Genomic DNA, 15,561 nt, shown 5'->3' on the forward strand with positions numbered 1-15,561 from the left:
GGGGATATATTTAAAATTTTCAATATAATTAATTCCATGTGTAGATGATGCGATTATAAGTGAATGGCATTAAGGAGATTAGGTTGAATGAAGGAAAATGGATTAGAGGTAAAGAGAAGCAGGAAAAGGAGTATTGATAAGATTGACTCTAAGATGATCAGGTTGCTGCAAAAGAATGGTAGGCTTTCAAATACGGATATTGCGAAAAAATTGGGAATTGCTGAGGCCACTGTCAGGACTCGTTTGAAGAGGCTAATGGATGAGGAATATATTCAGATTGTTGCTGTTAGCAATCCATTTAAGCTGGGTTTTGAAATGGCTGGTGATTTATACATACATGTGGAAATGAGGAAGATCGAAAGGGTAATTAAGGAGCTAATGAAAATCAAGGAGTTGTGGTACATTGTGATGACCACAGGCGATGCTAATATCAACGCTGAGTTTGTTGTTAAGACTCGTGAAGAACTTAATGATCTGGTCTATAATAAACTAAGCAGGATTGATGGAATCATTAGAATAGAATCATCTGTGATTATGAACTTTGCTAAGAGAAAATATGATTTTGGAACTGCCTTGGATTATGAATAGTAGGTAGATAGTCCGTGAGTGTATTAATCATGAAATTGATTTTTGATACACCAAGGTAGACTCATGGATTGGATTTTGTTTTACTTTTGGATGAAGGTTTATCAGTGAAAATAAGAACAATTACAACAGGGATTCCGATTCAATCATTAACAAATGAAATGAGTGAAATTGAAAGGATTGCTGAATTTAACCTGATGGCAAAAGATGCCTTTGAGAGAAGGGGATATGAGGTTCAGACCATCAGAATCGCAACAAATTCTTGGGAAGATTATTTTTATCATTTATCAACTGAAGATATTATTAGCGAATTAATAAAAATAGAGGAGATTTGTCAAAGACTAGATGTGAGTTTTTTTAATATAGGATATGCGAATACGCCCACCAGGATTGCAATCATACCAGAGATTATTAAAAATACTATAAGAATATGTACTTCCTCAAAAATTGGAGACAATGAAAAGGGTATTGATTATGAAAGTGCATGGATATCAGCCAAGGTAATAAAAGACATCTCTGAGGAAACAGAAAATGGCTATGGTAATTTTAGATTTTGTTCTTGGGCAAACTGTAAAGCAGGTATTCCTTTTTTCCCAGCCAGCTTTCATGATGGGAGTAGCTCTTCATTTGCCATAGGACTGGAGTGTGGGGATTTCGCAATGAAGGCATTTTCAATGGCTAAGGATCTGAGAGAAGCTGAAAGATGCTTAAAGGAGATATTCGAAAAAGAATTGAACACAATTTCTGATATTGCCTTTGAAATATCTGCTAAGCACAATATTGATTACAGGGGCATTGATCCATCTCTTGCTCCATCGTTGGATATTGAAGATAGTATCGCTTATGCCTATGAGAAACTTGGGATTGGCAAGTTTGGTAATTCAGGAACACTTGCAATTTCCTCAATTATCACTAAAGTTCTGAAAGATCTGTCTGTAAAGACTTGTGGCTATTCTGGACTAATGCTTCCTGTGTGTGAGGACGCTGGTTTAGCCGAACGGGCTAATGAGGGAACATATTCTTTGACGGATCTCTTACTGTATTCGGCGGTCTGCGGTTGCGGGTGTGATACAATCCCAATTCCCGGGGATGTTGCCATAGAAAAGATCCAATCAATATTGTTGGATATGGCTTCTTTGGCAATAGCGTTGGATAAGCCACTAATAGCCAGATTGCTCCCTATTCCTGGGAAAAAGTATGGTGAATTAACTGCATTTGATTCGCCATATCTTATTGATTGTAAAATATTTCACGTTAAATGATAGACTTCAAGAGCTGGTTTAAGGGTAGCTAATAGAGGGATGCACAGAGCAGTATAAGTTTGAAGAGATTGAAGAAATGGAGAATAACAATGCAATTGGTTGATTTAGGTTGGAGCCCTTTTTTCGATAGTCATTTCGAACAATATCGAAAGCAGGGTCTTTCAGCGATGCGTATAATTCGTGAAAATCGTGGAAAATACGTGGCATATAGTGAGGATGGAGAGTATTTATGCGAAATATCTGGTAAATTTAGATTTGATACTGATAGTAAGGGAGGGTTCCCTGCTGTTGGCGATTGGGTAATCGTGTTGCCTTACCCCAAGGAAGGAAAGGCGATTATTGAGGCGATCCTTCCAAGAAAAAGCGCTTTTATTCGTAAGGTGGCAGGTCGGATTACTGAGCAGCAGGTAGTAGCGGCTAACATCGACATAGTATTTATCGTTTGTGGATTGGATTTAAACTTTAATCTAAGGCGTATTGAACGATACTTATCATTGTCTTGGGAGAGTGGTGCTATGCCTGTGGTTCTCTTGAATAAAGCTGATCTCTATCCGAATGCTGAAGAACTGAAAGATGAGGTTGAGTCGATTGCTTTGGGAATTGATGTATATACAATAAGCGCATCTCACGGAATTGGTTTGGATAATCTTTATAATTATATCAAAATAGGCACAACCGCTGCTTTTCTAGGTTCTTCAGGTGTAGGTAAATCTACAATAATCAATTCGCTACTGGGCTATGAGCGTCTTAAGGTGAATAATGTGAGTAGAGAGGGTAGTCGTGGGGGGCATACCACTACTTTTCGCGAACTGATGCTGCTCCCAAAGGGTGGTATGGTTATTGATACTCCTGGCATGCGGGAATTGCAGGTGTGGGGCGAAGATGAAGGGATGAAACAGGTCTTTGATGATATTGAAGAATTGGCTAAGAGCTGTAGATTCAGAGATTGCAGCCATCAGAGCGAGCCAGGATGTGCTGTGCTAAAAGCTATAAGCGATGACTCACTAGATGAGGATCGCTTGAATAGTTTTTTGAAATTGAAAAGGGAGTATGAATACCTGAATGATCGTCAAACCATGAAGGCTAATGCAATAGAAAAGCATCGTTGGAAAAAAATAAGTCAATATGCAAAGGATTTAAAAAAGAGGGATAAAATCTGAAAATGCATAGAGAGAGAACTTTTCCATGAGAATAGAAAATAAGTCCAGGGATTATTATGATTTATCACAAACCAGATTAATGGAAGTTGTTATTGATTATAAAAACTTCTTGACCTTCTAGGATTTTTCTTAACATATACTATAATCCCTTAGGGAAGAATAATATCTACATATTGTGGGAAAAGAGTAATGAATATAGTTATTAATAGGCCGACCATCACCAGGAAAGAGATAGAGAGCATGCTCGATTGTCTTATAAACGAAGAACTTGTAATGGGGGATGCCATTAAAAATTTTGAAAAGAATATTTCAAATCTTATTGGATTGAATTATTCATTGGCAACAAATTCTCTTTCATCGGCATACCATCTATCCTTTGAGGCATTGGATATCTCTGAGGGCGATGAGGTTATAATGCCCTCTTACTTCCATCTTGCCCCATTGAGCGCCCTTAGCCTAACAAGGGGGAAGGTGGTCCTTGCTGACATTGAGAAGGATTCCTACTCGCCATCCTTTAATCAAATAAGGGAACGAGTCACGGATAAGACTAAGGCGATTGTCATTGGTCATCTTTTTGGCATACTAACTGATGTCGAAGAGCTAAAGGCATTAAACATTCCAATTATTGAGGACATCTCTCATGCCATTGGCGCTGAGATGAATGGAATGTCAATTGGTAAATCAGGAACAATATCAGTGGCATCCTTTGCCCCATCGATGATGATTACTACCGGAAACGGCGGAATTGTGCTTACCAACAATTCTAAACTACATTCCAAGATGCGGGAGAAGAGGGACAATACTAGTAACAATAGCATTAGTTATGATTATCGCCTAACAGACTTTCAGGGAGCATTAGGCATCACTCAATTATCAATGCTTCATCTTTTTGTTAAAAGACGTAGAGAGATTGCAAAAAGATACTACGATTCTCTGAGAGTCACACCTCATAAAACCATTTTTCCATATAGTGATTCTTTTGTTTATCAGTCTTTCCCAGTTTTTTTTGATGCTCCAATAGAGAAAACCGAGAAATACTGGAGAAAGAGCGGCATCGAAATAAAAAAACCTATAAGCAATCCACTGCATAGTTTCCTAAATATTAATTCAATGGATTATCCCAATAGCAGCAGACTCTCAAAGAAAATATACACATTGCCGATTTATCCAACTCTAACAAAAAAAGAGATTGATAAGATATCAATAACCATTTCAAAATTTATCTAAACGAATTGGATTATATTCGATGAAAGAATTATTCTTTTGTCTCAGAGTGTGAGAGCAGGAATAGGTCAAGTATAGCATAAATCTCATCTTTGTGATTGGAACTCATAAGCGCTGCCCTTATCTTGGAGGCATTTTTTATCCCGTGTATATACCTTACAATATGCTTTCTCATCAATATAATTCCACGTTCTCCATAATGTTCCAACATCATCCCTAAATGCTCTTTAATTTGTTTTATTATTTCATTTATAGTGGGAATGCTGTCAGAGAATATCCATGGATTTCCTATAGCGCCTCTTCCGATCATAACTGCGTCACACCCTGAGGAATGTAATCTTCTCCTTGCTTCAGAGCATGAAGTGATATCCCCATTGCCGATAATTGGTACCTTGGATTTTTCCTTTATCTCTTTTATTATATCCCAGTCTGCCTCTCCGCCAAACATCTGAGCTTTGGTTCTACCATGAACTGAGATCAAAGTAATGCCGGCGTCTTCGAGTAATGTTACTATATCGAGATAATTTTTATTATCATTGTCCCTGCCTATTCTGATTTTTGCTGATACAGGCTTTTTTACACTCTTAACCATGCTTCTTGCAATCGCACCAAGTAGTGGAGGATTTTCGAGAAGAGCGGCCCCTGACCCGCTTCTGTTCACTTTGCGGGCAGAGCAGCCAACATTTATATCTATTAGATCAGGATTCAACTCCTCCACTATTCTTGCTGCCTCTCCCATTACATCCGGTTCCTTGCCAAATATCTGTATCCCAATGGGCCTCTCCTCGTCATTGAAACTCAGAAGATCTAATGTTTTTCTGTTTCCTCTTACAATGCCCTCCGCGCTTATCAGTTCTGTAAAAGTGAGGCTTGCTCCATGTCTTTTCGCGATCTTTCTGTATGGAGCGTCAGTAAACCCAGCCATTGGGGCAAGAACTAATTCCCCACATATTTCCTTATTCCTCAATCTTATCATAATTATTATTTTAGCATTTAGGTAGTATTATTTACATCGGAATAGAATTCGAATAATCTGGAATTTTCCATCAACCATTCCATTGCTCACCAAGACAGGATGCTTCTTAATATGTTGTCACTTATGACGAATGCTCTTACATACCAATATTCAAAAATAGTATGTCAATGATAATTTTGCATCACTTATTTTAGTCTAAATGTAAAACTGGAATCCGCTGAACTATAAAAAATTGTATGCTGATCATAATTGATGAGTGAACATATGGAGTTATTAAATAATACCCTTTATCATTCTGGACGGGGTTTTGGAATCTTCTGGTAATTCATAAGGTTATAGATTCCTGTAGAATGACATCAGAAATGATATTTTTGGTAAATAAGACACCTGATCCTACAATTATAAAATACTTGATTATATAAGATACTAGTATATTCTTGCTATTTCATAAGTGGAAAAGAGATGATTATCATATGAGATCAGGTAAGGCAATATTTGTGACCTCTTTATATTTTCTTTTTTATGCAATGACCGTTGCTATTCCGAAGAGTCTTCTGGCAAAGGAGGGAGGGCTGACAATAATACATACAAATGATCTGCATTCTTACCTTTTTGGCTTTTCACTTGTAGACAATTTGCCACTTATATCTGATAGTGAGGAAGGACTTGGTGGCTGGGCAAGAATAGCTTCAGTTATAAATAAAGAGAGGAATAATCGAGATAATTCCGTCCTTGTCTTAGATGCTGGTGACTTCCTTGTTGGAGCTTTCCCTTATGATATAGGCATTGATAAGAATTCTATCCCAAACTTAATGAAGGAAATGGGATATGACGCAATTACACTGGGGAATCACGATTTTGATTTAGGCCCAGGAGGTTTGGCGGAAATATTATTATCATCCTATAAGAGAGGCAGTATACCGGAAATCATCTTTTCAAGCGCTATTTTCAGTAAGGAGAGGGGGGAGGATGATTCTTTGGAAGCGCTCTTTAATAAAAAGATAATATCGCCATATATCATATTAGAAAAATATGGCTTCAGGATTGGTATCTTTGGTGTTATGGGGAGGAACGCGGCAATGATGTCCCCATTTGCCTACCCTGTAAAATTTAAAGATCCCATTCAAGTCTCCATCGAGATGATCAAATTATTAAAGATAGAAAAAAGGATGGATATGGTTATCTGTCTTTCTCACAGTGGCTTGGCAAAGGATGCATTAAAATCAGAGGATGAGATTTTAGCAACAAAGGTTGAAGGTATAGACATAATCATCAGCGGGCATACACACACTAAGCTGATAACACCGATTATCATAAGTGACACAATCATTGTGCAAGCAGGGGAATACGGTATGCATGTCGGGGTGCTTGATGTATACTATAAAGATGGGATGTCGCAGTTCAGAAGATACAACCTCATTGAAATAAATGATAGAATAAAAAAGGATGAGAGGATTCAGAAAAAAATAGAATCCATTGTTAAAAATAAGAGTTAAGTCGCATTAAAAGGATATGTAGTTGAGGATGAAGATTTTATAATTAGTTGGAGGACGGATGTTATCTCATGCCATCTCCTTAGACATTCATGGGATTGACGCACACATCGTAGAGATCGAGGTTGATATTGTTAAGGGACTTCCCAATTTTACTATAGTTGGCCTTCCTGATTCTACTATCAAAGAATCTAAGGAGAGGATACGTTCAGCGATTGAGAATTCTGGATTTGATTTCCCACCTAGAAACTTCGTAGTTAATTTGGCTCCTGCAGGTTTTAAGAAACAGGGATCAAATTTCGATCTTCCTATTGCAATGGCAATACTATCGGCCACTGGTCAAATAGATTTTAACAATACCTTGATTCCAATGGTTGGCGAGTTGTCCCTTGATGGTCGAGTAAAGCCAATAAAGGGGATTATATCAATGGCAATATCGCTCTATAGAGCAGGATATAAGCATTTCATCGCTCCCTTTGAAAACCGGTACGAGGCATCAGCAATAAAGGAGATAGGTGTTTATCCGGTTAATAATATCCTTGAGGCTATATCAGTCTACAGACAAGAAGTGGAAATGTTTAGTGAACACATCACTAAGGATGAGGATTTTATATTTAAGCATGATTTCATGGATGTTAAAGGTCAGGAGATAGCCAAGAGAGCAATTGAGATCGCCAGCGCAGGACATCATAACATACTGATGTATGGGCCTCCTGGCTCAGGTAAAACCATGCTGGCTAAGCGAATGCCCTCAATACTCCCACCCCTCACGAGAGAGCAGGCAATAACGACAACTATGATACACTCAGTTGCAGGAGTCCTTCAGCAGGATAAAGGCCTTATAACCACTCCTCCCTTCAGGTCGCCTCATCATACATCCTCAGATGCTGCCCTTGTTGGTGGAGGAAGGATTCCTTCAGTGGGTGAAATCTCGCTTTCGCATAATGGTGTTCTGTTTCTCGATGAGTTCGTTGAGTTTAAGAATGATGTGTTGCAGGCTCTCAGGCAACCGCTTGAGGACTGTAAGGTTACCATAGCAAGGGCGAGCGGCAGTTATGAGTTCCCTGCTGATTTTATGCTTGTGGCTTCCAGCAATCCATGCCAGTGTGGCTATCTCTTTGATCCTGAGATTCATTGCAAATGCTCGCCATCAAAGGTGAGAAGTCATTTTCAAAAGATTGCAGGACCAATTCTGGATAGAATCGATATCGAAGTTCTTGTTGGAAGAGTGCCATATCGAGATCTTTTGGATAGAGGAAATGCCGAGTCTTCGGAAGAGATAAGGGAGAGGGTTTGCAGAGCCAGGGATATTCAAGAATTCAGATTCAATGACAGCAGGACAATCTGTAATGCCAGAATGACTAACCAGGAGATTAAAAGGCATTGCGAGATTGATAGCGAATCCGAAAGTATTTTTGAGATTGCTGCAAAGAAGATGAATTTATCAGCAAGATCATTTTTCAGGATATTGAAGGTTAGCAGAACCATAGCTGATCTTGAAGGCAATGCCGGGATAGAGAAGAGACACCTCCTTGAGGCCTTGTCATACAAAAATCTTCAGAGAAGTTATGATATATAAATTGTTTAATTGGCTTTTGAGATGATTTTTATTTATACAAAAATAATTACAAACCTAAAAGAGATTTTAGTAGCCCTTGGTTTTCTTACGTTAATTCCCATACCTCAAAGAGAAAAAATTGAGATGGGAAGCTTTGCAAGATCAATGGCCTATTATCCATTGGTGGGATTGCTTATTGGGTTTATCCTGTTCTCTGTCTATTTTTTATTAAGGGATTATTTTTCTCCACTGCTTATTATGGTTCTGGTAACCGGAATATGGGCCAGGGGCACGGGCTCGCTTCATCTGGAAGGTTTTGTTGATGCTGTAGATGGTTTTAGCGCAGGTCCGGATAGGGAGAGGATCCTGTCAGTGATGAAGGATCCAAATTGTGGCTCAAAAGGTGTTGTGGCGCTTGTATTTTTAATTTTTTTTAAAATTGCGATACTCATGGACATCCCTGATGATTTGATATTCCACTCCCTGCTCATAGCCCCAGCCATCAGTAGATGGTCCATGGTGAGCGCATCATTTTTTTGTGATTATGCAAGAAATAAGGGCGGATTGGGGAAACCCTTTGTGGAGAATGTCGGTATAAGGGAATTTATTATCTCCTGCTCAATTGTTTTAATTGCGGGTTTAGTTCTTTTGCAAACTCAATTCATTGCAGTAATGATAGCCCCTATCTGCTTCACTATTGCGGCAATTCTATATCTTAAAAAGAGGCTTGGCGGAATTACAGGGGATGTTTTAGGTGCCTTAAATGAACTGATGGAGGTAGTCAGTTTGTCATCATTTCTATTTTTTTGGTAATGCAATAATTTGTAGTTTCACATTGATCTTTCCCATTGGCAAGAAATTTCTATTAATATCAATTCCAGAATTCAAATTCAAAGCTCAGCTGATTTCATGTTAGAAAAGACTTCAAGAGAAGTCAGGTAGTTAATCATACATCTGAGAATTCTATTAATTGCTAAATGAATACTGAGAATTAGGCTGAGATATTTAATAATCGTTTTTGTGCATCCCTTGCCTCTTTCATTATTGTTTTAATTACTTCTGAGACTTTGGGGATACTGTTAATGCGACCAACAACCTGACCCACCAGGAGCACCCCTTTTTCTGTGTCCCCTTTTTCGATTGCATTTTGTATAGTATCGAATGCGCTTGACATGTAGATTAACTTTTTGGCATTCTCTCGTCCTGAGAATAAAACGCCGAGTAGAAGCTTGAAATATGGTATGTTTAACATTTTTGCAATTTTAGTTGAGTTGAGCAATGCCTTTCTTATGCTAGGACCTTTTTTGATTATTCGTTCCGATTCTTCGGTTTTCATTAAACGACAGGGAAGCCCATCAAATCGGGTGGAATAGAGCGTATCGTATACCTCCTTTTTCATTGATAGTTGCTTGTAATTACCGTGAAGGGGGCTTTCCTGGGTATTGATAAAACGAGTTCCCATGGCAATGCCTTCAGCACCAAGAGCAAGCGCAGATATTAGTCCCCGTCCATCACAAAAACCACCTGCAGCGATTACAGGTATTTTTACGGAATCCACAATACTTGGGATAAGCACTAGTGATGTCACATCACCCCCATGTGCGGCTGCCTCGTGCCCTGTGACAATTAACCCGTCGCAACCATAATCCTCAGCTCTCTTTGCGTGTTTGTGCATCACAACAGTGGCAAGGACCTTACCTCCATATTCATGTGCAGCTTTCACAATCCAGTCACCTTTACCTAAAGAGAAGTTGATAATAGGAATCTTCTCCTCCAGCAATACTGCCACACTTTGGGCAGCATCAGGATATATTAGTGTAGCGTTCGCTCCAAAGGGCTTTTTCGTAAGTTTTCTGATTTCCTGAATGGTCTCTCTGGTTTCCTCAGGACTCATTGGGCCTACTGCAAACATACCTAACCCGCCAGCATTTGAGACTGCAGCAACCAGTTTCGGAAGGCTTATCCAACTCATGCCGGAAAGCAGAATGGGGTATTTAATTCGAAAGAGTTCGGTTATGCGAGTTTTCATATTGAACCTCCTTTTATATTCTTTAATAATTACCCTTAGATGTAATACTATACTGTTGGTAAAAGTAATTAAATTAAAATATGGCCATCCTCCCTTAATGGATGTATCCGTGAACCCACTTTTATCAGATCTTACTCTAAAACAGTAGACATGCTACCCTTTTTGTAGGTTTTCTATTTTAGTGTATAAAAATTGTAATAGATTAAATCCAAAAATTTTATGTATAAAATAAAAGATTATGAAGATAAAAACAATATATTATAATTTACAATGATGTAAATAATCATTGATTAGCACGGTTAAGGTCAAGTAAATTTCTTTTATTACACATTAGTTTTCCCGACACCCGAGTAATTCTTTCTATGGAATTGCTATTGTGAGTTTCTCAACTATCAGTTGAGATATCAAGTCACACAAGCTTCAACAATTACCATGTAATTATAAATTCCTGGCGCAAACCTTCAGCAGGATTATGTTTTCCCTTCCTTGAATATATTATAAGTAGGTAAATGAAACGGTAAGAATTATCAGTTAAAATCTTGACACACATTATTATGTTTTGTTCAGTATAAACAAAATAAGTTGATAGGGTGTTTGTAAAACCTGAAATAGTAATCAGTGAGCTTATCTCAATCACTATTGCTTTAGGATTGATCATTTGTGCTTGTTTTAGGTAACACTCAATTGACATATAAAAATGACTAATAGTCATTAATAATCAGTATAATAAGGAGATAGGATAACATGATTGAAGGATTGGCACATATAGGTGTAGCTGTAAATGACATTGATGAGGGTATCAGATTTTTTCAGGAAAAATTCGGAGCAGAACTTGATACCTCTAGTGCAAAGGATGGAAAGATGAATTTCGGATTGCACTTGTCTGCTATGGTCAAAGTCGGTTCTCTCGTATTTGAGTTATTGCAACCCACTGAAGAGGGCGCGGGGCCAGTCGGCAAGTTTTTGGCAAAAAATGGCGAGGGATTGCATCACATATCGCTCAAGGTATCGGATTATAAAGAGGCCAAGGGTGATTTCGAAGGGAAGGGCTTTAGCATCATGGGTGAGATGGCGGATGTGATGGCATTCATTCACCCCAAAACCTGTAAAGGTATTTTAGTCGAGTTTACCCAAATATAATCTGCAATAAATGTATGATCGCCAACCCTGAGTTGATAGTGTAGATTTTTATTCCTAAATCGCTATCAGTGGCGGAAGCGTAATTTACCTTTACCGATTGTCTACTATCCAGGCATATATGAGGCACGGAGCGCATATATGCCTGAGGTAAACGGTTACTATAGGTTTAACATAGGTTGATGAGTCTAAACCTCTGAAGCTGAACTGACTTTAGCTGCTTACTCAGGAGCGCTGGCGTATTAGTTAATATCTATACCTAACAGAAATTAATCCCCATAGCGGAGTTTATCTCAGTGAGAATTTGAGCGTTTAGTATGCTCTCCGCAATCAGATCTGTATTACTTATTTTATTATAAGATTTTGTTATATTAGCATCAACTAGCAGAGTGTATGAGAGCAGTCAATATATAATAATATAGTTGTAAATTTTATTTACTATTGTGTATTAAGTAAATACTGTAGGTAAAAGTGTAGAAATGATTCCCAAGTATATAAAGTTCAGGACAAACTTGATAGACTATAAAATCAAGGAAACCTATATTAGCTGAGTAAAAAGGCTCCAATGCCCCTCATCAAGTTCCCACCTCTGGTGAGGGTGGTTTTTACCAAATGAGGAAATTTTTATCCCGAAAAAAAACGCAAACCACACAATCAATCATAAAGTGCTTGATATATTTTTTATTTTTGATTATTTTTTTTGTAACAGTTACTCATTCATATATATGTAAAATAGTAAATTATACCTCTTTGATATTATGATTTTAGTTATTGGTGAAATCCTTTTCGATATATTTCCTGATTATAAGCGTCTTGGAGGGGCGCCTTTCAACTTTTCATTTCATCTAAAAAGTCTTGGGATGCCTGTTCGTTTTGTTACCCGTATCGGCAGTGATATTGAAGGAAGGGAAATGTCGACTCATTTGCAGAAGAATGGATTCGAGATGAGCGATGTGCAGATTGATCCTGAACATGCAAGCGGCAGGGTATTGATTGAACTTACTGACAAAGGCATCCCTGAATTTAATATTTTGCCCAATGTTGCGTATGATCATATATTCTTTGATGATTCTATTAAGTCATTGCTAAATGAAAAGATTGAGCTTATATATTTCGGAACACTCATCCAGAGAAGCCAAATGGGATATAATACAATACAGAAAATCCTTTCATACAAAAAACCATATACAAAATGTTTTTATGATGTAAATCTAAGACCAAATTGCTACACCCAAGCAATAGTGATGGAATCCCTAAGGCATAGCGATATTTTAAAGCTTAATGATGAAGAGCTTATTGAGATAAGGGATATGCTTGGAATCAAAGGTGACATAGATAGTTTTATTAATTTCCTGATCCAGGAGTACTGTCTTGATATGATCGCTGTTACGAAGGGAAGCAGGGGGAGTAGCCTTTATATTGGTGATAAGGGATATACAATGGAGCTGACTGAGACAACAGATATCATTGATACAGTTGGGGCAGGGGATGCATTCTCCGCAATATTGGCGATAGGTTATCTTAAGGGATGGGACCCGAATTCTATACTCACTGTTGCATCCGCTTTTGCATCTCAAATTTGTGGGATTGAGGGCGCAGTCCCCTCTGATAGCCAGTTTTATAGAGAGATATCAGATATAATATCAGAGATAGAGAATGGGCAAAAATAAAAAGCTATATATCCAGATGTTCAGCATTCACGGCCTATTGCGGGCTGAGGGTATGGAACTGGGTCGCGATGCGGATACTGGTGGACAGATAAAATACGTTATTGAGCTTGCCAATTCCTTAAGCACGCTTGAGGAGATTGAAAGGGTTGATCTTTTTACAAGATTAATATCCGACAAAACTGTATCTATGGATTATTCTGAGTCAATAGAGCAGGTGAATAATAAATTTCGAATAGTTAGGATACAGTGCGGAGGAAGAAAATACATCAGAAAGGAACTTCTTTGGCCGCATCTTGATGAATATGTTGATAAAACAATCAAGTTTATCAAGAAGGAGGATTCAATCCCTGATATTATTCATGGACATTATGCTGACGCAGGCTATGTGGCGATGCAGCTGTCTAAGTTCTTTGGAATCCCTTTTGTATTTACAGGCCATTCCCTTGGCAGATCAAAAAAAGAGAGGCTGATCGCTGAAGGGATAAAAGAGGATGATATAATAAAACGATATAAAATTGACAAAAGAATTGCGGTTGAAGAGGAGATTCTAACAGAGGCTGAGCTTATTATAACAAGCACAGATCATGAGTTGAAGAAGCAGTATGGCAAGTATGAGAATATAGGATTCCCATACTTTCAGGTAATACCTCCTGGCATTGATATTGAAAAATTTTATCCCTATTATCATGATATACTACCCGAACTAAAGAAAGATGAGATCGGCACACATGCCAAGGCTTCAGTACTGCAGGAGCTAAACCGCTTTTTTCTTCATCCTGATAAGCCTATTGTGCTAACGCTCTGCCGTCCTGAGGAAAGAAAAAATATATCCAGTCTTATCAAAGCATATGGTGAAGATCGCGAATTACAGGTTATGGCAAATCTTGCGATCTTTGCTGGAATTAGAAAGGATATACATGATAAAGATGAAAATGAACGTGACGTTTTAACTGAAATGCTCCTTCTTATGGACAAATATGATCTTTATGGCAGAATGGCTATTCCCAAGAAGCATGATTTTGAATATGAGGTTCCGGAATTATACCGCATTGTAGCTGAGAAAGGGGGAGTTTTTGTCAATCCAGCACTTATAGAGCCATTTGGTCTTACACTTATCGAGGCTGCGGCATGCGGTGTTCCTATTGTCGCAACCAACAATGGCGGTCCCAGGGATATAATCAACAACTGCAAAAACGGCATCCTCGTTGATCCTACAAACACAAAAGAGATCAGTGGCTCAATAAAATCGATTATTGCTGACCCTGAGAAATGGACTGAATACTCTAAAAATGGGATTATGAATGTAAGGAAGCATTATACATGGAGAGAGCATGCTGAAGATTATATTCTGAATATAAAGAAGTTGGTCAGCGAGGAGAGTCAGATAGGCTTATCAGATAAGCTTCCTGGGCTCCAAATTGGAAAGAGACTGGTCAACCTGAATTATCTAATTGCCACTGATATTGACAACACACTTATTGGAGAAGACAACCATAGACTGAAAGATTTAATACAAATTCTAAAAGAGCATCATGGGGCAATAGGATTCTGCGTTGCTACAGGGAGAACGGTTGATTCTGCTTTTGAATATCTTAAATTGCATAATCTGACAGTCCCTGATATAGTTGTTTCCTCAGTTGGGACAGAGGTATATTATTCAAATAACAGGATATATGACAAGGGCTGGGATTCACATATCTCTAAGAATTGGGATAGAAAAAAGATAATGGACTCCCTGATAAATCTTGATTTTCTGGATTATCAGGAGGAAGATACACAGAGAAAATTTAAGATAAGCTATTTTATGGAGCCAGGCAAGGACCGCCTTGCAATGGTTCACGACATTCTGCTTAAAAATCGATGTTATTATAGTCTCATATATTCCCATGATCATTTGCTCGATATAGTCCCTTATCGCGCTTCCAAGGGGAAAGCTGTGAGATACATAAGTTATAAATGGGAGATCCCCCTTGAAAATATGCTGGTCTGTGGCGATTCAGGCAATGATGAATACATGCTTCGTGGAGACACACTTGGCCTCGTTGTGAGTAACTATAGTAGGGAACTTGAGCATTTAAAGGGTCAGAGGAATGTCTATTTTGCCTCTCAGCAATGTGCAGGAGGGATAATAGAGGGTATAAAACACTACAAGTTTATTGAAAGGGCTACAGGTGAGGTATTTGCTAATGAGACTGCGTGAAACCTATAATAAAAGAAAACAACTCATAGATATAATTGCTGAAGAGGATATAAGCGATTTCAAGGAATTCCTGGCTCTCCTTCCCAATGAAGAGCAAAAATTTTTTCTGAGAAATGATATTATTCAGCTTTTTAAGGGCTTTTGCATAGCGAGTGAGAAGACAGAAGAATTTATGGAAAATTCCTCAATAGCCCTTTTTTTGCGTAGAGTCCAGGAGCTCTTTGTTCGTGATGATCATATAGCGCTCATGTTCAGGTTTGCAATTGC

General features: G+C 38.2%; 13 protein-coding genes. 11 read left to right on the forward strand and 2 right to left on the reverse strand.

The features are described 5' to 3' along the window. Nucleotides 1–87: 87 nt before the first annotated feature. The 4 genes from SVZ03_16485 (at nt 88) to SVZ03_16500 (ending at nt 4,234) form a co-directional block, all read left to right on the forward strand. Nucleotides 88–588: a winged helix-turn-helix transcriptional regulator gene (locus SVZ03_16485; GenBank protein ID MDY6935802.1), complete on the forward strand. Its 501-nt coding sequence runs from the start codon at nt 88–90 to the stop codon at nt 586–588. Between the two features lie 104 nt (nt 589–692). Beyond that, a complete protein-coding gene (locus SVZ03_16490; protein ID MDY6935803.1) occupies nt 693–1,847 on the forward strand; it encodes a DUF711 family protein in 1,155 nt (384 codons plus the stop codon). A gap of 89 nt (nt 1,848–1,936) precedes the next feature. Next, complete coding sequence (gene rsgA / locus SVZ03_16495; GenBank protein MDY6935804.1) at nt 1,937–3,007, forward strand: ribosome small subunit-dependent GTPase A; 1,071 nt, start codon at nt 1,937–1,939, stop codon at nt 3,005–3,007. 189 nt (nt 3,008–3,196) lie between these two features. Beyond that, nucleotides 3,197–4,234 (forward strand): DegT/DnrJ/EryC1/StrS aminotransferase family protein, encoded by a 1,038-nt coding sequence (locus SVZ03_16500; protein ID MDY6935805.1) that lies wholly within the window; start codon nt 3,197–3,199, stop codon nt 4,232–4,234. A 28-nt stretch (nt 4,235–4,262) separates the two neighbouring features. On the opposite strand, the gene dusB is transcribed toward SVZ03_16500, so the two are convergent. Beyond that, nucleotides 4,263–5,207, reverse strand: a complete 945-nt coding sequence (gene dusB, locus SVZ03_16505; protein ID MDY6935806.1) for a tRNA dihydrouridine synthase DusB — start codon at nt 5,205–5,207, stop codon at nt 4,263–4,265. A gap of 473 nt (nt 5,208–5,680) precedes the next feature. Between dusB and SVZ03_16510 the strand changes: the two genes are divergently transcribed. Genes SVZ03_16510 through cobS form a run of 3 tightly spaced genes read left to right on the forward strand, consistent with a single transcriptional unit; the run spans nt 5,681 to nt 9,071 of the window. After that, nucleotides 5,681–6,703 carry a metallophosphatase gene (locus tag SVZ03_16510; GenBank protein ID MDY6935807.1) on the forward strand — a complete coding sequence of 341 codons (1,023 nt, stop codon included), beginning with the start codon at nt 5,681–5,683 and terminating at the stop codon, nt 6,701–6,703. Between the two features lie 58 nt (nt 6,704–6,761). Further along, nucleotides 6,762–8,279, forward strand: coding sequence for a YifB family Mg chelatase-like AAA ATPase (locus SVZ03_16515; protein MDY6935808.1), 1,518 nt, complete (start codon nt 6,762–6,764; stop codon nt 8,277–8,279). A 21-nt stretch (nt 8,280–8,300) separates the two neighbouring features. After that, nucleotides 8,301–9,071, forward strand: a complete 771-nt coding sequence (gene cobS / locus SVZ03_16520; GenBank protein ID MDY6935809.1) for an adenosylcobinamide-GDP ribazoletransferase — start codon at nt 8,301–8,303, stop codon at nt 9,069–9,071. A gap of 178 nt (nt 9,072–9,249) precedes the next feature. On the opposite strand, the gene SVZ03_16525 is transcribed toward cobS, so the two are convergent. Continuing rightward, entirely contained in the window at nt 9,250–10,386 is a 1,137-nt protein-coding gene (locus SVZ03_16525) for a nitronate monooxygenase (protein MDY6935810.1), read from the reverse strand. Nucleotides 10,387–11,031: 645 nt separating this feature from the next. Here SVZ03_16525 and SVZ03_16530 point away from each other — a divergent pair. The 4 genes from SVZ03_16530 to SVZ03_16545 form a co-directional block, all read left to right on the forward strand. Continuing rightward, the gene (locus SVZ03_16530; GenBank protein ID MDY6935811.1) at nt 11,032–11,427 is read left to right on the forward strand and encodes a VOC family protein; all 396 of its coding nucleotides are present in this window, start codon (nt 11,032–11,034) and stop codon (nt 11,425–11,427) included. A 755-nt stretch (nt 11,428–12,182) separates the two neighbouring features. Then, nucleotides 12,183–13,094 carry a carbohydrate kinase gene (locus SVZ03_16535; GenBank protein MDY6935812.1) on the forward strand — a complete coding sequence of 304 codons (912 nt, stop codon included), beginning with the start codon at nt 12,183–12,185 and terminating at the stop codon, nt 13,092–13,094. After that, nucleotides 13,081–15,294: an HAD-IIB family hydrolase gene (locus tag SVZ03_16540; protein MDY6935813.1), complete on the forward strand. Its 2,214-nt coding sequence runs from the start codon at nt 13,081–13,083 to the stop codon at nt 15,292–15,294. The genes SVZ03_16535 and SVZ03_16540 overlap by 14 nt, the downstream gene beginning before the upstream one ends. Further along, nucleotides 15,281–15,561: hypothetical protein (locus SVZ03_16545; protein MDY6935814.1), on the forward strand; the 281-nt coding region annotated here is incomplete at its 3' end. The genes SVZ03_16540 and SVZ03_16545, both read left to right, overlap by 14 nt.

This window comes from Spirochaetota bacterium (assembly GCA_034190085.1).
Taxonomy (GTDB): Bacteria; Spirochaetota; UBA4802; order UBA4802; family JAFGDQ01; genus JAXHTS01.